This window comes from Candidatus Hydrogenedentota bacterium (assembly GCA_016791475.1).
In the GTDB taxonomy this organism is placed as follows: domain Bacteria; phylum Hydrogenedentota; class Hydrogenedentia; order Hydrogenedentales; family JAEUWI01; genus JAEUWI01.
Window position 1 is genome coordinate 29,378 of sequence record JAEUWI010000007.1, and the last position, 21,245, is coordinate 50,622.

13 protein-coding genes are annotated in these 21,245 nt (G+C 62.4%); 7 read left to right on the forward strand and 6 right to left on the reverse strand.

Translation table 11 applies throughout. The features are described from left to right. Positions 1-111: 111 nt before the first annotated feature. Positions 112-1,011, forward strand: coding sequence for a trypsin-like peptidase domain-containing protein (locus JNK74_05315; protein ID MBL7645593.1), 900 nt, complete (start codon positions 112-114; stop codon positions 1,009-1,011). A 214-nt stretch (positions 1,012-1,225) separates the two neighbouring features. On the opposite strand, the gene JNK74_05320 is transcribed toward JNK74_05315, so the two are convergent. Both JNK74_05320 and JNK74_05325 read right to left on the reverse strand, forming a co-directional pair. Next, positions 1,226-2,662 carry a DUF1501 domain-containing protein gene (locus tag JNK74_05320; GenBank protein ID MBL7645594.1) on the reverse strand — a complete coding sequence of 479 codons (1,437 nt, stop codon included), beginning with the start codon at positions 2,660-2,662 and terminating at the stop codon, positions 1,226-1,228. Between the two features lie 359 nt (positions 2,663-3,021). Continuing rightward, a complete protein-coding gene (locus tag JNK74_05325) occupies positions 3,022-6,063 on the reverse strand; it encodes a PSD1 domain-containing protein (protein ID MBL7645595.1) in 3,042 nt (1,013 codons plus the stop codon). Positions 6,064-6,401: 338 nt separating this feature from the next. On the opposite strand from JNK74_05325, the gene JNK74_05330 reads away from it, so the two are divergent. From JNK74_05330 to JNK74_05345, 4 genes are all read left to right on the forward strand, one after another. Beyond that, on the forward strand, positions 6,402-7,598 hold the full coding sequence (locus tag JNK74_05330; protein MBL7645596.1) for a hypothetical protein: 1,197 nt from the start codon (positions 6,402-6,404) through the stop codon (positions 7,596-7,598). 14 nt (positions 7,599-7,612) lie between these two features. Then, entirely contained in the window at positions 7,613-8,557 is a 945-nt protein-coding gene (locus JNK74_05335) for a hypothetical protein (protein MBL7645597.1), read from the forward strand. A gap of 45 nt (positions 8,558-8,602) precedes the next feature. After that, positions 8,603-9,511 (forward strand): hypothetical protein, encoded by a 909-nt coding sequence (locus tag JNK74_05340; protein ID MBL7645598.1) that lies wholly within the window; start codon positions 8,603-8,605, stop codon positions 9,509-9,511. Between the two features lie 269 nt (positions 9,512-9,780). Then, positions 9,781-10,224 (forward strand): hypothetical protein, encoded by a 444-nt coding sequence (locus tag JNK74_05345; GenBank protein ID MBL7645599.1) that lies wholly within the window; start codon positions 9,781-9,783, stop codon positions 10,222-10,224. Positions 10,225-10,319: 95 nt separating this feature from the next. On the opposite strand, the gene JNK74_05350 is transcribed toward JNK74_05345, so the two are convergent. The 4 genes from JNK74_05350 to JNK74_05365 all read right to left on the reverse strand — a co-directional run bounded on the left by JNK74_05350 (position 10,320) and on the right by JNK74_05365 (position 16,274). Further along, entirely contained in the window at positions 10,320-11,468 is a 1,149-nt protein-coding gene (locus JNK74_05350; GenBank protein ID MBL7645600.1) for a hypothetical protein, read from the reverse strand. Continuing rightward, complete coding sequence (locus tag JNK74_05355) at positions 11,443-12,045, reverse strand: hypothetical protein (protein MBL7645601.1); 603 nt, start codon at positions 12,043-12,045, stop codon at positions 11,443-11,445. The genes JNK74_05350 and JNK74_05355 overlap by 26 nt, the downstream gene beginning before the upstream one ends. A gap of 92 nt (positions 12,046-12,137) precedes the next feature. Beyond that, positions 12,138-15,245: a PSD1 domain-containing protein gene (locus JNK74_05360; GenBank protein ID MBL7645602.1), complete on the reverse strand. Its 3,108-nt coding sequence runs from the start codon at positions 15,243-15,245 to the stop codon at positions 12,138-12,140. Positions 15,246-15,371: 126 nt separating this feature from the next. Further along, positions 15,372-16,274, reverse strand: a complete 903-nt coding sequence (locus tag JNK74_05365) for a LysR family transcriptional regulator (protein ID MBL7645603.1) — start codon at positions 16,272-16,274, stop codon at positions 15,372-15,374. A 214-nt stretch (positions 16,275-16,488) separates the two neighbouring features. Here JNK74_05365 and katG (JNK74_05370) point away from each other — a divergent pair, with 214 nt between their 5' ends. Together katG (JNK74_05370) and katG (JNK74_05375) are read left to right on the forward strand one after the other, a co-directional pair. Beyond that, positions 16,489-18,660: a catalase/peroxidase HPI gene (gene katG, locus JNK74_05370; protein ID MBL7645604.1), complete on the forward strand. Its 2,172-nt coding sequence runs from the start codon at positions 16,489-16,491 to the stop codon at positions 18,658-18,660. A gap of 381 nt (positions 18,661-19,041) precedes the next feature. Next, positions 19,042-21,210, forward strand: a complete 2,169-nt coding sequence (katG, locus tag JNK74_05375; protein ID MBL7645605.1) for a catalase/peroxidase HPI — start codon at positions 19,042-19,044, stop codon at positions 21,208-21,210. The last annotated feature ends 35 nt before the right edge of the window (positions 21,211-21,245 follow it).

A 21,245-nucleotide genomic window follows, 5' to 3' on the forward strand; every position in this document is an offset into this window, starting at 1 on the left:
CTCTACATGGTAGACTCATCGCACGCAGTGCAAGTCAACCGGCTAACAATACCCCAGAATCTATCGTCTAATGTTGCGATAGGCAAGCAAACAACGGTGAGGGAGAAAACAATGAAACAAGCGGCATCCATTCTTCTTATCGTACTGTGCGTGGCAGGCTGCGCGGGACGCCAACGGCTCGAAACGAAAACGATGGAGCGAAAGGCTGCGTCGCTGGCGGACTACGGGCCGGAATCGATTCAGGCCATCGTCCCATTCCCGGAGGCACCCGGGAGCGACACCGACGTGCGGGGCATCGCCCCGACGACTTTCCTCGCGATTCACTCCGGAGTGCTGTTGTCCGGTGACGGCTTGGACGAGGACGAGTTTCTGGCGCAATTCGAAGAACGACAAGAAACCCGGCGTGATAGGGGAATTGATCTGGAATTGAATATCCAAACGGAGGCACTCGGCGGTGCGGGGGCCTGTGTTCCCGTCTCCAATGACGGCTATTTTCTGACGGCGAGCCACGTCTTGGATTATACCGATACGTACGTCATCTATTTCACCTCGGACGAGACCCACACCTATGCCCGCAGCGCCCGGTGCCGCCTCGTAGAGCGATATGGATCGGATTTGGCCGTGCTCCATGTGGATATCAAGACGCCACGCTACCTGCGTCTGGCCGACGAACCACTGACGAAAGGCGACGAGGTCTTCGGAGGTAACGTTTGGGTGGGCCAGGCCGCGGCCGGCAAATACCTGCGCGAGATAGAGGGACAATATGTGACCTCCCGGCGTGAGGTGGAAGGGACCTTTATCTACACGGACATGCCGGCCCTTCCCGGCGACAGCGGCTCGGCGCTTATAAACAGGAAGGGTGAGCTCTGCGGTATTATCGTAAGCGGGGCGGAATCCGAACGCCTGCTGGGCCCGATTTCCGTCCGTCGCGACTATGCGATCGCGGCCCCGTTATATAGAGAGGCGATAGTAGAAGTCATCGCACGGGACCGGACGGAGAACGGGCTGTAGGGACTGACACGGATTCGAATCGTTGGTACGCGTCGTCCGCGAGACGCCAACAAAGCTAGCCACTGAACGCACAACCCGCCACAACATCCGTGGCTGTCTCGCCCCGGTCGCAGGACAGCCACGGATGTTGGCGTGCATTTCGCACGAGCATGGTCTGGCCTGATTGGGTCATGACAGTGCAGCTATCGACGACTTGTGTCCGTGTCAGTCCCCCCTACACCAATATATCCCGCACCACGTGCGCTTCCTCGACCCCCGTAAGTCGCGCGTCGAGGCCCTGGAAGCGGTAGGTGAAGCGTTCGTGGTCGAAGCCGAGCTGGTTCAAGATTGTGGCGTGGAGATCGCGGACGTGTACCCTGTTGCTGCCCACGTTGAAGCCGAGGCCGTCGCTCTCGCCATAGACCGCGCCGGGCTTGAATCCGCCGCCGGCCATCCACATGGTGAAGGCGTTCGGGTGGTGATCCCGGCCGTCGTCGCCGTCGCCCTGGACCATGGGCGTGCGGCCGAACTCGCCGCCCCAGATGACCATGGTGTCTTCCAGGAGCCCGCGGGCCTTCAAATCTTTCACGAGGGCGGCGCAGGCCTGGTCCGTATCTTTGCAGTTTTTCTTCAAGCCGTTGCGCAGGTCGCCGTGCTGGTCCCAGGCCTCGTGGAACAGTTGCACGAAGCGCACGCCCCGCTCGACCATGCGCCGGGCGAGGAGGCAGTTGTTCGCAAAGGAGGGTTCGCCCGGCTTCGCGCCGTACATGTCGAGGATGTGCTGGGGTTCGTTGGCCACGTCCATCAACTCGGGCGCGCTCTTCTGCATGCGGAAGGCGAGCTCGTAGGAATTGATGCGCGTGGCGATATCGGGATCGCCCATGATGTCGAGGCGGCGTCCGTTGAGCGCATTGAGCGTGTTCAGCGTGTCGCGCTGGGCCCGGTCGTCCACGCCGGGCGGGTTCGACAGGTACAGCACGGGATCGCCGCTGGTGCGGAAGAGGACGCCCTCGTGCACCGTGGGGAGGAAGCCGCTGCCCCAGTTGCCCGAGCCGCCGCTCGGCCCTTTCGAGCCGGAGCTGAAAACAATGAAGGCGGGCAGGTTCTGGTTTTCGCTGCCGAGGCCATAGCTCGCCCACGCGCCGATGCTGGGTCGGCCAAACTGCTGGGAACCCGTGTTCATCAGGAGCTGCGCCGGGGCATGGTTGAAGGCGTCGGTGGACATGCTCTTTACGATGGTGACGTCGTCCACGATGGTCTGGAAGTGGGGCATGAGCTCGGAGACCCACGCGCCCGCCTGGCCGTATTGCTTGAATTCGAAGCGCGGCCCGAGAAGTCGGGAATTGGGATTAATGAAGGCTGCGCGGTAATTCTTCAACAGCTCCGCGGGCGGCAGGGTGCCGTCGAACTTCACGAGATCGGGCTTGTAGTCCATCAGCTCAAACTGGCTCGGCGCACCGGCCATGAACAGGAAAATGACGTTTTTCGCCCTGGCCGGGAAATGGGGCTTCTTCGCGGCGAGGGGGCTCTCTGTGGCGGCGGACGCCATATCGGGTCCAAGGAGGCTGCCCAGCGCGGCCGCGCCGAGGCCCACGCCGCATTGTTGCAGAAACCAGCGGCGGGCCACATGGGGCCCGGCGGCGGGGAGGCTGTGATTGCAGTTTCTTGCCATGGGAAGCTAACTCCTTTTGCTACTGCCTGCGTATGGGATGATTCTACGCCATTTTCGGCGGATTGTCACGCTTTCCGGGGACGGACCCGCGCCGGTTCACTTCAACAGCGCGGGGCTTCCCGGACAATCGGGTGAGTCGCGATCCGTCGTGCTCGACGTCAGGGCGCGGGCCTGTCCCAGTGGGATTAAGGGCTGACTCGAACAAAGAGTCGCTCCCACCTCACGACTTCGACTTTCATGTCGTGACCTTACATCCCAAGGGACATGCCGCCGCGCTGTGGGGCGCTGTTCTCGTTGAAATTGCGATGGTGGCCGTGGCTCTCTTACACCTCGTAGTACGCGTCCGGCGGTACGTCCCTTCACTGGCGCACAATCGTTTCGTCGAGATTCAAGATCACCCGCGCGGCCAGGGTCCACGCCGCCAGGTCGCTCGAAGCCCCCTCGCCGAGGATCGCCTTGGGGTCGAGTTCGCCCGCGCTAAGGCGGGCGCGCTGCTGGGCGAGGTAGGTCTCCAGCGCATCCAACTCGTCCGCCTCCGGTGCGCGGGTGACGCAGCGGCGGAAGGCGAAGGCGAGACGCTCGCGATCCGTGCCACCGCCTTCGGCCATGGAGTACTGCGCGAGCTTCACCGCCGTCTCGAAGAAGAGGGGCTCGTTCAGCGTGGTCAATGCCTGCAAGGGACTGTTGCTCCGTTCGCGGGCGGTGCAGGGCGACTCGCCCGAGGGCGTGTCGAAGACCTGGAGCGCGGGAAAGGGCACGCTGCGGAAGCGGAAGGTGTACATGGCGCGGCGGTATTTGTCCGCGCCGGTGTCGTAGGCCCAGGTCTTGGGCCCATAGCTCGCGGGCGGCAGGAAGAGGAAGTCGGGTGCGGGCGGATACACGCTGGGTCCGCCAACGGACGGATTGAGCAGACCGCTCGCCGCCAGGGTGATGTCGCGAACGGTCTCGCCCTCCACGCGGAAGCGGGAGCCCCGCGCCATGAGGCGATTGTAGGGATCGCGCTCCAGCAATTCCGGCGTGGCGATGGACTGCTGGCGGTAGGCCGCGGAGGACACGATGAGCCGGTGCAGATCTTTCATGCGCCAGCCGCGCTCCATGAATTCCACCGCGAGCCAGTCGATGAGCTCCGGGTGGCTGGGCGGGTCGCCCTGCATGCCCAGATCGCCCGTGGTCGTGGCGAGGCCCTTGCCGAAGTAGCGCTGCCATGCACGGTTCACATAGGCCCGGGCGGTGGTGGAGGCCTTGGGCGATACAAGCCAGCGCGCGAAGCCGAGGCGATCGCGGGTGTCCTGATCATACGCATGGAGGAAGGCGGGCGTGGCGGGGCTGACCTCCTCGGCAGGGCTCAGGAAGTCGCCGCGCTCCAGGCGGTGGGTTACCCGATTGGTTTCGCGGGGCTGGAGCACGAGTTGCGATGCGCCCTCGGGGTGGGCCAGCCACAGGCCCTCGATGCGACTGTTCGCCCCGTGGAACTCGGGCACGCCCTCGCGCCAGTAACTGAAAAGGGCGGCCTGCTGGGCCTCGGTGCGTGTTTCGCGGGGCGTGGCGAGGATGGCCTTGATCCCGGCGGGTATCGCGCGCGTGGGCAGGGCATCCGCATCGGTGACGCTGACGCGGAAGCGCCCCATGTTATTCGTCTGCTTGTCGTTGTTGTTCCAGCCGCCGTGGCTCTGCTGGGGCATCAGGCCGAGAACCATGCCGGGCGTTACGGTCAGGGGCTCGGCGAGCTTGAAGATGGCCTCGCGCGCCTGGTTGCGCCGTCCCGGATCGATGTCGCAGGTCCATGCGGTCTCCGGTCTGCCGTCGATGGCCAGTTCAATCGGCCCCGTGTAGCGAACCAGCTTTTCCTTGTGGGGAAACTCCGGCCCGAGCACCCGCTGGGGCGGATTCAGGTCCGCCAACGCCGAAGCGATGGGCGAGAGGGTCCACTTGTCGAAATCTTTCGTCGGCAGACCCTCGGCCGTGCTGCGGAAGCTCACCTCCGAGAGGGCGAAGCCGCCTGCGCGGTTGCGGCCCGGACCGCCCCGGGGCAGGTTGGGATCATTCATGAACTCGATGCGCAGGGCCGTGATCTTCTGGAGGTTGGTCGTTCCGCTCATCTTGGGTGAGGTATTTGTCGGCGAGAAGCCCTGGCCCAGGTAGGAGCCGTCTTCCTGCGGTAGGAACTTCTGGCCGCCCGTGGAGTTGTCGTCAAACGCGAGGGTCAGCGTTTCCCACGCGGGCTCCGGCTCCTTTTTCAATTCCTCCTCCCACTTTGCCATGCGCTCCGGCCAGTCGGTGTTCTCCGCCTTGATCTCCGCTTCGACTTCCGAAATGAGAGACATCAGCGTCTCGCGCTGGGCATTCTCCTTGTCGGAATACACGGGGATGTTCGCCTCGTGAGCATCGTTCAAGAAAGCGAGCATCTGGTAATACTCGGTGTGGGTCAGCGGGTCGTATTTGTGCGTGTGGCACTGGGCGCAGGCCACGGTCAGCCCCAGCACGCCGCGCCCCACGAGGTCCATGCGGTTGAACAGGGCCTCCATGCGGAACTGCTCCGGATCGATGCCGCCCTCCTCGTTGATCATGCTGTTGCGCAGGAAGCCCGTGGCCACGCGCTGATCCTGCGTCGCATTCGGCAGGCGATCCCCCGCGATCTGTTCCACCACAAACTCGTCGTAGGGCTTGTCCGCGTTGATCGCGCGGATGACCCAGTCGCGCCAGGCCCACACCTGCCGCCGCGCGTCCTTCTCGAAGCCGTCCGAGTCGGCATACTGCGCGGCGTCGAGCCAGTGCCGCGCCCAGTGCTCGCCATAGTGCGGCGAGGCGAGCAGCCGCTCCACCAGCGCGTCATACCAGTCTTCGGACGTGTCCGCGCTCACGCGGTCGATCTCTTCCAGCGTCGGCGGAAGGCCCGTGAGATCCAGGCTCAAGCGACGCAGCAAGGTAATGCGATCCGCCTCCGGTGACGGCGCCAGGCCCTCGCGATCCAGCCGCGCCAGCACAAAGGCGTCGATGGGATTGCGCACCCACGCGGGATTCGAAACGGCGGGAATCTCCGGACGCTGCGGCGTCTGAAAGGCCCAGTGGGCCGTGCGCTTCGCACCTTGCGCGATCCACGCGCGGATCAGTTCGGTGTCTTCGGTGGAAAGGGCGTCATGATCCGGTGCGGGCGGCATCCGCTCCTCCGGGTCCGCGCTCGTGATGCGCTGGAGAATCTCGCTCTCCTCCGGCTTGCCCGGCACGATGGCCTTGGAATCCGCCACCTCCACATCCAGCCGCAACTCTCCCTTGCGCGACGCTTCATCCGGCCCATGACACTCGAAGCAGTTGTTGCTCAGGATGGGCCGGATCTGGCGGTCATAGGAGACCGGCTCCAGTGCCGACGCGGAGGTCAGCGGTGCGAGGACGGCAATAAACATGAAGGTACGGCAAGACACGGCGGTTAAACCCTTTCGTGCGTGTGGAATCACTGCGCTGAAGGGTTCAGTGTAGCGGAGAGGAGGGATGGGTGCAAATGGCGGACGAATGTTCCAAATTGAGAATAGGGTGTCCCGAAATGGGAATTTCCCGGCGAGCCTCATGCGGTTTGCTGAGGTTAATCTGGAGTTGCGTATTTTTATATGAAATTCGAGTGCGCTAGGACGATGTAGAACTAAATTTCTTGACAACGAAGGGGGGCTGATCTATGCTGGAGGCGTTCTTTCAACCAACCAACAGGAGGCTAGGTGGTATGAAAAGCGCAAATTGGAAGTGTTTCGTGGTAGTAGCCTTGGGGCTCATCGGCGTGGGGCAGGCGGCCTGGGCGGCAAGCAATTCTCCCGAATCCCTCGATGAGGCGCGGCTCGACGCCGTGGCCCTGATTGGAACGGGCCAGCGGCTGGAGGCGGCGGATCTGCTGCTGAAATCGCTCAGGGAGATCCCGCCGGATCGCCCTGACCTGGCGCTGGGCGCCGTCGGCGTGGTGCAGGCCCTCCTCTTCGACACGGAGTACCTTATGCAACCGGGAGAGCGCAAGGTATTCTTCACGCAATCGCTTGACGAAACCGGCCACCTCATGGATCTGCTCCTGGCCACGCTCATGCGCTATTCGGACGATGCGGGGATCACCGTGGACGAGGCCGAGCGCTGCGTGCAGGATCTCTACCGCCTCACCCGGAGCGACAATCAGGTGGTCCGCCTCGGGGCGCTCTTCACCATGTCCAGCCCCTATTTTCTCTATGATACCGGCTGGGCGCAGACCGCGCGGGATCGCATCGTGAAGGAGTTTCCCGACACGGAACTGGCCCTGGAGGCCCAGCGCCTCCCCCTCTACCGCGCGGAACAGTTTGGCCCCGATGGCCTTGATCTGCTCTTCAACGCGGCAAATCAGAAGGATGAACTCCGCGCCCACAGCCAGCGCCTGCGGGCAGACGCCATCGGCGCGGCGGTGTACAACAATCTTGAAGCGAGGGGCGGGGCGCGCGATGATGCCGCCCTGGCCGATACCCTGGCGGCGGCGGCGGCGAACGCGCCGGGATGGATGGAGCAATACGCGGCACTGAGTATCCTCGCCGATCTCGACACGAACCGGGCGGGCGCTCGGGTGCGCGATGCGGCAACGGCGGCCATCGCGCGCAACGCCGATCCCCGCGTGGCCTTCCGCGCGCGGACCCTGCGCCTCCTGCTTGCCCGTAAGAGCGGTGATGCGGCCACGCTGCTGGAGGACACTGGCGCCCTGCTGGACCTTCAGGACTTGCCCCTCGTGCCGGAGCGCAACAATTACGAAGAGTTGATGCACCATGTGCGCCAGAGCGCGGCGCGGCTCGCGGAGCTCGGCAAAGGGGAAGAAGCCCAGGCCCTTCTCCGGCGGCTGGCGAATCGCGCGCCCGGATCGGCGCTCGCCGGCGAAGTTGAAGAGACCATCAATTCGATTGAGGAACCTGGTGCCGGCGATGCTGGCGTAGCGGCAAACTGAGGGGGTTACACATCATGTCTCGTGCGAAGAAAATGCCCGTATTATTAGTTGGTGGTGCTTCGGTGTTGACGGCGTTGCTTGCTGCGCTCCTCCTGGCCGGTGGCCTATTTGGACTCCATGAGGCGGAGGCTACCCAACCTCCGCCCCCGCCGCCGAGCTACACGGTCACGGTGAACACGAGCGGCGGCGACAGCACCTGTGAAGTGCAGATCCTGGCGCCCACCGAAACGGCGTGGGGCAGTACCGCGAGCGGTACCTTTACCAGCGGTACCGGCGTTGATTTGCGGTTTAGAGTGACTTGCCCGAGTGGTTATGCTTTTGACCACTGGGAGAGCAACAATGAGGACTTGGATGGGCAAACGAACCACGGAGGCCATAGCGGTGATTTCACGCTCTACGAGAATACGACCGCAACGGCGGTGTTCTTGCCCGTCGTACTACCCGATGCCGAGTCCACTATCTGGCACGATCACTATACGCAGAGCCCTCATTGGGGGGATATGTACTGGCATCAAGTTTCATCGAGCTCCAACCCGACATACAGCTTCGCCGGTCTTGTCATTAATGAGGACTTTTTGATCGCTGAAATGGATACGAGCGGTTGCAGCATGACGTTGACTCAGCAGCAGAAGGAAGGTTTTCAGAATAGTTGGGATAGCGATTGGTTGATCGACAGCAACAACTATCGACAAGAATTGAACGGAGCCCCGCCGAATCACAAGTATGATTCCCACGGTTTCAATCCAGATGCTGCACCTTGGGATCAAATTCAATCCAATGAAGTGTTTCGGCTGACACAGCGGATGCGAGTAAAGGGCTGTCCGAGCACGAACAATCAAGGGCCGTGGTTTGCAACCCATTCCATCCACTTCAAGGTCGTCTACAATACACAGCTCGCGAAAAGGGAGGTGTTCGTGAAGAAAAGCGGTGTCCAAGGGACCGGCGACCCCAGCTTCTAGACACCCGGATATCCTCCGCCCTGCTATCCTATGGAGCGATTCTATATGACACATAAAACCACAATTGTAACGGCTATGCTGATAACAATGGCGGTCGCACGGGCAGGCTTCGCTGCTGAGATCCGGCCTGCGGAGTCCGATCCATTGGAGCGCTCTGAGGATGCCTGGGTGAGATCCAAAGTGTCGCTCTTGGAACGCCAGGCGCACACCGGCGCCAAATTGGAGACACCCGTAGATCTCCACGAAATAAAAAGTGTAGTGGAGGATTGCTTTCACGTGGAACTGGCGATCGAGCCCCTGCGTGAGCAGTGCGCCGGGGCAGACCCATTGGCGGTTCCTCTGGAACCATTTGCGATTGTCGAGGGTGAGAAATTTGGCGAGGTGATCGTGCGGCTGACGACGGTCTCTGGCGGACGTTGGATTTTCCAGGAGATTCACGGTGTTCCGCTGCTGCGTCCCGACAGTACGGTGGACGGGCATGGGACATTGTTGGATACTATCGTCAGTGTGGAAATAGACGCTTCGTCCATGTGGGAAGCCCTGTGTGCGCTGGCGCTCGCCGTGAATCGGGCGAAGGATGTTCAACCGGACAAGGGGCGGCCGTTGATTATTCGGTTCCTTGCGCCAACGCTGATGAGGCTACCCCCTCCCCTATTCCTTGAAGAGAGGGCGATCCACGTTGCTCTGAAAGAGCAATCGGCCCGCGAGGGGCTCTGTGCAATCTTCGCGCAAGTGGGGGAGAATATTCGGTACTCATACACCTGTGTCGCCGAAGGCTTTGCACCATCCTATGACTATATCGACATCAGTGCATACAATGCTGAAGCCAGGTTGGTTGATGGTGGAAGGCTATCTGGTGAGCGTCTTAAGGTGCTCGCGGACACGGCGGATTGGATGTCGGATGAACGCATAATGTCGGTACAGATTCCCGAAAAGGGAAAGACCGTCAATTGAGGCTGAGGCTTATGTTCCATGAGGATTCCCGTTCAGGGCTTCTCTGGCAAAAGAAAGATCGTATGATCATGCCGAGTTCTTGGAACCGACGGTAGTGCGTTGAGTATGAAGTGATACAAGGAAGCAAAAAAGAGGGGTAACGTGAAATATCTGCGAAGTGTCTTGGCAAAAGAGGTCGTTCGAATGATTGAGGCGCGAAATCCGTAGGCCACCAGGTATTGGGGTGTATCTTCAGTGCAAGATACTGGCGATCAGTGGAGACAGGAACTATGATGTCGAGAATCGCAGGCGGGGTATTGCTCGCCCTCATCGCGCTGGGGGTGCTCCAGAATTTCGCGGCGCACCTTTACCATTCAGGCGGGGCGAATCTATCGCGCTCGGTGCATCAGGGTATGGAGCTTGGGGTCCCGTTTCTGGTGCCGCTGGCGCTGTTGTGCTTGTCGCGCAAGCGTTCGCTTGCGACATGGCTCATCCTCTACGGCACCGTGGTCCTGATGATAGCGAGTGCGACGTATCTCTATTGTGAGTTGTTTCTGGACCCCGACCGGAAACGGCTCTATTTTCTAGACGTCTATTTGAAGCAATGGCTCCTCGCTGGGGCAGGGCTGATAGTCTATCTGGCTATTCGCGCGGTAACGGCTGCGTTACGCAGGTATGGAATGCTCACCAAACAGGAGTCCGCGTCGCCAACGGGAGCGGCGGAGTCGGGGTAGATTGTCGAGATGGATTACAAACGTGGCGATATCGTTCGAGCGCTGCCGTTCAGGGTGGCCGAATAGCGAGACCACGGCAGTCCATGATCCGGCCACTATCGCGTCATCAGCGCTTTGAATGCGGAATGAAAGTACCCCAAGGGCAGGATGCCCCCGGATGAATGAGATCCCGCCAGTGCAGTCATCCATCGCGCACGATTAAGCTTCTCAAACACCGGCCCCATCACCAGACCAATCTCCGATTCCAGCACACGCGGTTCCAAATCTTCCGCGCTCAATTCTTCAACCAAATGCCAGACCCGTTCCGCCGCCGACAGGAGCACGGGCCAGTTGATCCAGTCCATCTCGCTGGCGTCGCGGTCGAGGAAGGGTAGGTTGCCGACGCTGAGGCGGTAGATGCGTTCGCGGGCGCCTTTCGAAGATTGGATCACGCCGGAGCAGGCGAGATCGGCCATCGTGTCGTGGACGGACTTCTGGGAGTAGTAAAGTTCGCGGGCGATTTCGCGGGGGTGGCCGGTGCCGTTGCGGGCGAGGTAGTCGAGGATCTCGCAGCGGGCGTTGACGCCGAAGAGTGCGCGGAGTTTGAGTAGCCGCGCTGCGGGGGCGTCGGCGGGGAAGGGCCGGGAGTAGCCCCGGGGCATCAGGGGATTGCGTTGGAAGCCGTGCTGGAGAAAGAGCGGGTCTTGCTTCTTCGAGGGCGGCATGGGGCGACCGTTGGGAAGAAAGAATAGGGAGTTGATAGTTGATAGTGGATAGTTGATAGCGAATTCGGGTTCTTCTTGTACTCGGCTGTTGGGTGCATGACTCGAAGACTCGTCGGCGGGTTCAGGCTTCTTCGTAGAGGGCTGCCTTTCCTGAACGCCGACAGGTGGCGTTGGATCGATCTTCGCCGGCCGCTTTGCGAGTAGCTTCCACTTGCTGGAGGCACCCTGGGTGGTTAGCCAGTCGGCGATGGCGCTGAGGACGGGGCCGCCGCGGAAGTCTTCTTTGGCGAGGATGTTGCGGAGGCGCTGGATGTTGATGAAGCGGCCGTTCTTCAGGAGCCAGTCCATGACTTCGTCGAAGAGGCGCTGGTCGTGGCGGCCAAGGGTACAGGTGAAGAGGAGGAGGGCTTCGGGATCGCTGACGTGGCGCGGAGGTGTCGCGTCGGTGCCCGCGACGCCGAGGGCGGTCCACTCGCGCCAGAGGAAGTTGAGCAGCGTCTCACGGTATTGATCTCTAAATTGCTTGAGCGGCGTTGACATGGCCGAGGGATTCCAAAAGGGTTTTCAACAGGTCGCGGAAGCCTGGGGATACGTCGTGGGTCATGGCCCAGCGCGCCGCGCTAGTCAACTCATCGTCCGTCGGTTGCAGCAACTCCAGATCGCTGATGTGATAGCCGCCACGATCCACGGCGGCATAGAGCTTGAAGTGAATCTGGTCAATGCGGTCAATGAAGTACACGGTCAGGTGAGATCCGTAATTCCGGGGATGGAGCCTCGCTGCGAAGCCTTCGGGGAGGCCCATCTGAAACAGGCCGCCTTCGTCACGGCTTGGGCCGTTGTTGAGCCAGTCGGCAGGTAACTTCAACGTCAGGGCGACTTCCATCGCGGCTTGAAGGAGGTGCTCCGGGAGCGGAGCGGGCGCGTATAGCGTGCGTGCCTCGTCCGACAGGGCCACGATATCCACATCGTTGGTCGTGCGCTGGTTCAGGCCGAGCACGATCAGGGCTGCCCCGCCGCACACGACGATGCCGGTGGGTGGCGCGCCGTTGCGGGCGAGTCGTCCATTTAGCAGATTGAGAGTGCGTTGAATTTCGGAATCTGAGAGTGAATGTGGCATAAGTTATTCCACTTATTATGAGTGGAATAAGTATAGCACAAATTCCTAGAATTCAACATTGTGACGGTTCAGGTGTACCGCGGTACTTCCCCTTATTGCCGGATAATCGTCTCGTCCAGGTTGAGGATCACCCGCGCGGTGAGGGCCCAGGCGGCGAGGTCGTTGGCGTCGCCGTTGACCTTGCCGCTCAGGGGCGCGAGGATGGCGGCGGGGTCGAGCTCGCCGTTGCCGATGCGGTTGCGCTGCTCTTGCAGGAAGGCCGCGAGGGCGTCGAGCTCTTCGGGGGAGGCTTCGCGGCTGGTGCAGCGCTGGAAGGCCTGGGCGATGCGGGCGCGATCATCCGCCGGGGCTTCGGCGAGGGTGCGTTCGGCGAGGTGAACGGCCGACTCGTAGTAGACCGGTTCGTTTAGCACGGTGAGGGCCTGGAGGGGGCTGTTGCTCCGCTCGCGCGCCGTGCAGGGGGCGTCACCTGCGGGGGCGTCGAAGACCTGCAAGGCTGGATAGGGCACGCTGCGGAAGCGGAAGGTGTAGAGGGCGCGGCGGTAGGCGTCCGGGCCGGTATCGGTGTTCCACGTCTTGGGGCCGTAGCTCGCAGGGGGCACGAAGAGGAACTCGGGCGCGGGGGGATAGACACTGGGTCCGCCGATGCGCTCATTGAGCAGGCCGCTGGCCGCCAGGGCGATGTCGCGCACGGTTTCGCCTTCCACGCGGAAGCGGGCGCCCCGGGCGAGGAGGCGGTTGTAGGGATCGCGCTCCAGCAGTTCGGGCGACACGTTCGAGGCCTGGCGATAGGTGGCCGAATGCACAATGAGGCGGTGGAGATCTTTGAGCTTCCAGCCGCCTTCCATGAACTCGACAGCGAGCCAGTCGAGGAGCTCTCGGTGGCTGGGCGGGTCGCCGGCCATACCCAGGTCGGCCGTGGTGCTGACGATACCTTCGCCGAAGTGGCGCGCCCACACGCGGTTGACGGCGGCACGGGCGGTCGTGGGTGATTCGGGGGCCACGAGCCATTTTGCGAAGTCGAGGCGATCCGGCGTGCCGTCGCTCTTCAGCGGATGGAGGAAAGCGGGCACGGCGGGCTGAACCGTCTCCGCGGGGCTGAGAAAATCGCCGCGCTCCAGGCGGTGGGTCTCGCGCGGGGTGTCGCGCTCCGCCAGCACGAGTTGGGTCGCGCCGAGGGGGTGGCCCTGCCAGAGGCCGTCGATGCGCTGGTTGGTCCAGGCCAGCTCCGGCACGGTGGTGCGCCAGTGGTTGAAGAGGGTGTTGATCTCTTCCTCGCTTCGATTCGTGTCGGCGAGGGCCGCTTTCACCGGCAGCGGCAGGGCCTCCGCTGGGAGGGTCGCGTCGCCCGTGACGGCGATGCGGAAGCGGCCGATGTTGTTGGTCTGGTTGTCGTCGCTGTTCCAGCCGCCGTGGAGCTGGCCGATGCGGAAAGCGAGGGTGGCCCCGGCGGGAACGACCAGCGGCGTTTCCAGCTTGAAGATGGCGTACTGCGACTGGTTGCGACGGCCCGGATCGATGTCGGTGGTCCAGGCGGTGTCGCCGTTGCCGTCAATGGCCATCTCGATGGGACCCGTGACGCGCTTCTCCGGCTTGTCGCGCTCGGGGAACTCAGCGCCAAGCTTGCGCTGGGGCGGATTCACACTGGCGATGGCGGAGGCGAACTTCACGGGCGTCCACTGGTCATAGTTCGCGATGGGTGTGTTTCCCGTCGTGATGCGCATCTCCATTTCGGAGAGGGCGAGGCCGCCGTGGATGGAGCGTCCCGGGCCGCCCCGGGGCAGGTTGGGATCGGCGATAACTTCGAGGCGCACGGCCGTGATGGTGGTCAGGGCGGTGGTGGTGGTCATTTTGGGCCAGAAACGTGTGGGGGCGTAACCCTGGGCGAGGTACGAGCCGTCCTCCAGCAGCAGGCACTTCTGGCCGCCCGCGGAGCTGTCATCGAAGGCGAGGGCGAGAACTTCCCAGGCGGGCTCGGGCTCCGCCTTGGCCTTTTCTTCCCATGCGGCGATGCGATCGCGCCAGTCGGGAAGGTCGCGCTTAATACCCGCTTCGATGTCGCGAATCACGTCGAGAATTCTCGACCGCTGGTCCAGGTCGTCAAACGAATACACCGATGCGGTCGCCTCGTGGGAATTATTGAGGAACGCGAACATCTGGTAGTACTCGGTCTGGGTCAGCGGGTCGTATTTGTGGGAATGACACTGGGCGCAGGCCACGGTGAGCCCGAGGACGGCGCGGCCCACGAGATCCATACGGTTGTACATGGCCTCCATGCGGAATTGTTCCGGCTGGATGCCCCCCTCTTCGTTCACCATGCTGTTGCGCAGGAAACCCGTGGCCACGCGCTGCGGCTGAGTGGCGTCAGGCAACATATCGCCCGCTATCTGCTCAAGCACAAACTCGTTGTAGGGCATGTCCTCGTTCATGGCCCGAATCACCCAGTCGCGCCAGGTCCACACCTGCCGGGGCTTGTCTTTTTCGAAGCCGTCGGAGTCGGCGTACTGCGCGGCGTCCATCCAGTTGCGCGCCCAGTGCTCGCCATAGTGGGGCGATGCCAGAAGACGCTCGACCTGCTTCTCATACCAGTCGGGTGATGTATCGGCGCGCAGCGCGGCAATGTCTTCCAATGTGGGTGGCAGGCCGATGAGATCGAGGCTCAAGCGCCGCAGCAGGGTTTCTCGATCCGCTTCGGGCGACGGCGCGAGGCCCTCCTGATCGAGGCGCGCGAGAATGAAATTGTCGATGGGATTGCGCGTCCACTCCGGCCTGCTGGCGACGGGCACGGCGCCACGCTCCGGCGTGGCGAAGGCCCAGTGGCTTGTGCGGTGCGCCCCCTCTTCAATCCACTTGCGGATCAAGGCAATCTCTTCCGAGTTAAGCGGCTTGCCGGTCTCCACGGGGGGCATGAGGTCATCGTGGTTGGTCGTCGTTATCCGCCTGAAGAGTTCGCTCTCTTCCGGCTTGCCGGGGGCAAGGACCACCGGGGCGTCGGGGCCGGCGTCGGCGACGTCGAGGCGCAATTTGGCCTTGCGTGCGGCCTCGTCGGGACCGTGGCACTGGAAGCATTTGTCGCTGAGGAGCGGACGTATTTGCTGGTCGTAGGAGATCGGCGCAGCCGCCGCGAGGGGGGCCAACAGCGCGGCGCCAAGGACGATAGAAGCAATGCGAATCACGGTGCTCTCAAACCTTTCTGTCAGTGGCGGACTGATGCCATAGAATTAGTGTAGCGGAAATCGGGGTGCCGTTGACAATGCTGCGCTCAGGACGAATAGGACGGACAGGACCGATTTTGAATATTGGTTGTGTCGGTCGAATCCGTCCTATCAATCTACGTTCAACCGGCTCATACGCTTCTGTACCGCGGTGGCGAGTTCCCGCAGGCTCGCGGCCTTCGGGTAGGTCTTGCGATAGACCAGGACGATATCTCGCCGTGGCGTGGGGGAGTGCAGGGGGCGAATGGCGATGGGCGAGGCCGCCGCGAAGGGACCGATGGTGCTCAGCTTCGGCAGGAAGGTGCAGCCCATGCCCGCGCTGACCATCTGGCGCAGCGATTCGATGCTGGAGGCGCGGTAACCTTCGGGATCGGAGGGCTGGGTGCCCCGGCACAATTGAAGGGTCTGGTCGCGCATACAGTTGCCCTCCTCCAGCAGCAGGATCGCATCATCCGCAAGCTCCTGAACGGCCAGGCTCTTTTTACGGGCCAGTGGATGGTTCAGCGGTAACCCGGCGACAAATTCCTCACGAAAAAAGACGGCCCACTCAAGGTCGGAAGCCTCGATTGGAAGGGACATGATGGCGGCGTCCAACGCGGAATGCTGGAGTTGCTCCACGAGATTCCGGGTGATGTCTTCGCGGAGAAAGAGCTTTACGCCGGGGTAGATGGCCTTCAGTTCCGGCAGCAGGTGGGGCAGTAAATAGGGGCCGATGGTGGGAATCACGCCGAGATAGAGCGGCCCGGCCAGTTCCCCCGCAGCGCCCCGGGCCAGTTCGCGGATTTCGTGAATGCCATCGAGAATACTTCCGGCCCGGGCCAGGATTTGCTTGCCCGCCGCCGTGAGTCCGATGCGGCGCTTGCCACGCTCGAAGAGGGGCGTGCCCAGTTCCTGCTCCAGTTTGGCGATTTGCATGCTCAGGGTGGGCTGGGTGACGTGGCAGCGTTCGGCGGCCTGGCCGAAGTGGCGTGTTTCGGCGAGTGCGACGAAGTATTCGAGATCGCGGAGGGTCATGGGCTTATTTCTCCAGAGCAGGCGCCAAGCGTATCATAGATAGAATCTATTATGACAATTTGAAATATCGATTGGACGAATCGAAAGGAAAGTGCTACGCTGACCTCACGACACCGGCCTTGAGAGAGCACGGTATAGCGGCCGGAAGAAGCAACCGTTCCAATCAAACACAAGGAGGCTTATCGTGTCTGAGAATCCCAGCAAATGCCCGGTGATGTCCGGCGCAACGACCCGCATCGCGATTGGGACCACGGCCAACCAGCACTGGTGGCCGAATCAGTTGAACCTGAAGATGCTCCACCAGAATCCTCCCGCGGGTAATCCCATGGGGGAGCAGTTCAACTATGCGGAGGCCTTCAAGCAAGTTGATCTGGAAGCGCTGAAGAAAGACATGCTTGCCTTGATGACGACTTCGCAGTCCTGGTGGCCGGCGGACTACGGGCACTATGGCCCGCTGTTCATCCGCATGGCGTGGCACAGCGCCGGCACCTATCGTGTCAGTGACGGCCGCGGCGGTGCGGGTTCGGGCACGCAGCGCTTTGCGCCGCTGAACAGTTGGCCCGACAATGCCAGCCTGGACAAGGCGCGCCGCCTGCTGTGGCCGCTGAAGCAGAAATACGGGCGCAGCGTATCCTGGGCCGATCTGATGGTGTTTGCCGGGCATTGCGCGCTGGAGTCCATGGGCCTCAAGACCTTCGGCTTCGCGGGCGGTCGCGAAGATGTGTGGGAACCGGAAGAGGACATCTACTGGGGCCCCGAGGGCGAATGGCTTGCGGACCAGCGTTACAGCGGGGACCGGGAGCTGGAGAATCCCCTGGCGGCCGTTCAGATGGGCCTGATCTACGTGAATCCCGAGGGGCCCAACGGCCAGCCGAGCGCGACGGCCGCCGCCCGGGATATCCGCGAGACCTTTGCGCGCATGGCGATGAATGATTACGAGACGGTGGCGCTGATCGCGGGCGGCCACACCTTCGGCAAGGCTCACGGGGCGGCCGATCCCTCGAAATATGTGGGTCCCGAGCCCGAGGGGGCGAGTCTCGAGGAGCAGGGCCTGGGCTGGACGAACAGTTACGGCACGGGCAACGGGGGCGACACGATAACGAGTGGTCTGGAAGGCGCGTGGACGCCCACGCCGACCACGTGGGACAACAGCTACTTTGATACGCTTTTCGGGTACGACTGGGACCTGGTCAAGAGCCCGGCCGGTGCGTGGCAATGGAAACCGACCGATCCCGCCGCGGCCGCCACGGTGCCCGATGCTCATGATCCATCAAAGAAGCACGCGCCCATGATGTTTACGACGGACCTGGCGCTGCGCATGGATCCGATCTATGGCCCGATCTCGAAGCATTTTCACGAGAACCCCGCCGAGTTTGCGGACGCTTTCGCCAAAGCCTGGTACAAACTTACCCATCGCGACATGGGACCCGTCTCGCGATGCCTGGGGCCGTGGGTGCCCGAGCCGCAGTTGTGGCAGGACCCGGTACCCGCGGTCGACCATCCGCTGATCAACGCGCAGGACATCACAAGCTTGAAGGCCCGTCTGCTTGCTTCGGGCCTGACTATTGCCCAGTTAGTTTCCACGGCCTGGGCATCGGCGGCGACTTTCCGGGGCACGGACAAGCGCGGCGGGGCGAATGGTGCGCGCCTTCGTCTTGCGCCCCAGAAAGATTGGGCGGTGAACAATCCGGCCGAACTTGGCATGGTGCTGCAGGTCCTGGAGCAGGTGCGTAGCGACTTCAACAACGCCCAGTCCGGCGGAAAAAAGGTTTCTCTGGCCGATGTGATCGTGCTCGGCGGCTGCGCGGCGATCGAACAGGCGGCGAGAAAAGCCGGTCACGAGGTGGAAGTTCCTTTCAGGCCGGGCCGCACCGACGCGTCTCAGGAGCAAACCGACGTGGATTCCTTTGCGGTGCTTGAACCGAAGGCGGACGGTTTTCGCAACTACTACGCCCAAGGTCTAACGCGACCTGCAGAGGAGTTGCTGCTGGATCGGGCCCATCTTCTGACCCTGACCGCGCCGGAAATGACGGTGCTTGTGGGCGGGATGCGGGCGTTGAATACCAACACCGGCCAATCCGCGCTGGGCGTGCTCACCAGCACACCGGAGACGCTGACGAACGAATTCTTTGTGAACCTGCTTGATATGGGCACCGAATGGAAGAAATCCGCCCGTTGCGAGCACTTCTACGAGGGTCGGGATCGGGAAACCGGCGAACTCAAGTGGACGGCCACGGCAGTGGACCTTGTCTTTGGCGCGAACTCCCAACTTCGGGCACTTGCCGAGGTCTATGCCTGCGACGACGCGAAGGACAAGTTCGTGGCGGATTTTGTGGCGGCCTGGAGCAAGGTTATGAATGCCGATCGATTTGAAGTAACCGCCTGATCGCGGTTGATACCTCGACCGCACGGGGAAGTGCGATCGGGGGAGTTGCCGCCGCCGGGGAAGCGCCTGAAGAATGGACCGGGCGCTTCCCGGGGCGGCTCGGGGGATTTGGATCGTGTCAACCACGATCAAATCCAGCACATCAAGAGACCATAATTTGAGTGCTAACTGTCGCGCTCAATGAAAACGAGGAGAAGAACCATGTCAAGACGTACAACAAGAGAGAAGCAAGCCGCACTGAAGGGAAAGGGCAGGGTCTGGCTCGCCGCCCTGGCGCTGGGTGGACTTGCCGGCACCCAGGGGATTGCGGCGGTGGCTGAAGATGCCGCCGCCCATCCGCCCGCGGCGGGCGGAGCGGCGAAATGTCCGGTGACGGGGCAGATGCTCCCCTCGGCACAGCCCACGGCGGCGGGTCACATGTCGAACGACGACTGGTGGCCCAATCAGTTGAATCTGGACATTCTGAGCCAGAACTCCGCCAAGACCAATCCTCTAGGCGCGGATTTCAACTACGCCGAAGAATTCAAGAAGCTTGATCTCGAAGCGGTAAAGAAGGACCTCGAAGCGCTGATGACGACGTCCCAGGACTGGTGGCCCGCGGACTACGGCCACTATGGCCCGCTGTTCATTCGCATGGCGTGGCACAGCGCGGGCACCTACCGCGTGTCTGACGGCCGCGGCGGCGCGTCCGACGGCACGCAGCGCTTTGCCCCACTCAACAGTTGGCCCGATAACGCCAACCTCGACAAGGCGCGCCGGTTGCTCTGGCCCATCAAGCAGAAGTATGGCCAGAAGATCTCCTGGGCGGACCTGATGGTTCTCACGGGCAATGTCGCGCTGGAGTCCATGGGCTTCAAGACCTTTGGCTTTGCCGGCGGTCGCGAGGACGTGTGGGAGCCACAGGAGGACATCTACTGGGGTCCCGAGAGCGAGTGGCTGGGTGACAAGCGCTACAAGGGTGACCGTGAACTGGAGAATCCGCTGGCGGCCGTTCAGATGGGTCTGATCTATGTGAACCCGGAAGGCCCGAATGGCAATCCCGATCCCCTGGCGGCTGCGAAGGACATCCGGGAGACGTTCGCCCGGATGGCTATGAATGATGAAGAGACGGTGGCGCTGATCGCGGGTGGTCACACCTTCGGCAAGGCCCACGGCGCGGCGCCCGCCAGCAACGTCGGCCCCGAACCCGAAGGCGCCAGCATTGAAGAGCAGGGCCTCGGCTGGAAGAACGCCTTCGGCAAAGGCAACGCCGGCGACACCATCACCAGCGGGCTCGAAGGCGCCTGGACCAGCGCGCCCGCGCGGTGGTCGCACATGTATTTCTCCAACCTCTTCGCCTACGAGTGGGAACTCGTCAAGAGCCCCGCGGGCGCCCAGCAGTGGGCTCCCAAAGATGGCGCGGGTCAGGGTACCGTTCCCGATGCCCACGATCCGTCAAAGAGCCACGCTCCGATGATGTTCACCACCGATCTGGCCCTGAAGATGGACCCGATCTACGGGAAGATCTCGAAGCGCTTCTTCGAAAATCCGAAAGAGTTCGAAGTCGCCTTCGCCAAAGCGTGGTATAAGTTGACTCACCGCGACATGGGGCCCGCCTCGCGTCTGCTTGGCCCGCTCGTTCCCGAGCCCCAGTTGTGGCAGGACCCGGTCCCCGCGGTCGATCACGCGTTGGTTGGTGATCAGGACGTCGCCGCCCTGAAGGAAAAGATCCGCGCCTCCGGGCTCTCCGTTTCCCAGTTGGTCTCGACCGCCTGGGCGTCGGCCTCCACCTTCCGCGGCTCCGACAACCGGGGTGGCGCGAACGGCGCACGACTCCGCCTCGAACCGCAGAAAGACTGGGCGGTGAACGAACCGGCCGAACTGGCCAAGGTCCTGCCGGTCCTGGAAAAGATCCAGCAGGAGTTCAATAGCGCCCAGACCGGCGGCAAGAAGATCTCGCTGGCGGACTTGATCGTGCTCGGCGGCTGCACGGCCGTGGAAGATGCGGCGAAGAAAGGCGGCCACGAGGTTCAGGTTCCCTTCTCCCCCGGGCGGACAGATGCCACCCAGGAGATGACCGATGTGGCGTCCGCCGCCGTTCTGGAGCCGAAAGCGGACGGATTCCGCAATTATCTCGGCGAAGGCCAGGATCGGTCGGCGGAGGAACTGCTGGTGGACCGTGCGCAACTCCTGACGCTGACCGCGCCGGAGATGACGGTGCTGATCGGCGGCATGCGCGTGCTCAACGCGAATGTCGGCGATTCTCCGCTGGGCGTCTTTACAACGCAACCGGAAACCTTGACCAATGATTTCTTTGTGAATCTGCTGGACATGAACACGTCCTGGCGGAAGTCCGAGAAGGACGGGAATGTCTTCGAGGGGACCGACCGCGAATCCGGCGAGGTCAAATGGACCGGTACTTCCGTGGACCTGGTCTTCGGATCCAATTCCCAGCTTCGGGCCCTGGCGGAAGTCTATGGCAGCGAAGACGGGAAGGATAAGTTCGTGAACGACTTCGTGGCGGCCTGGACCAAAGTGATGAACGCCGATCGCTTTGACTTGAAAGTCTGACCGTAAATGCGAATCTGACAAGGTGCGCAAGCCGC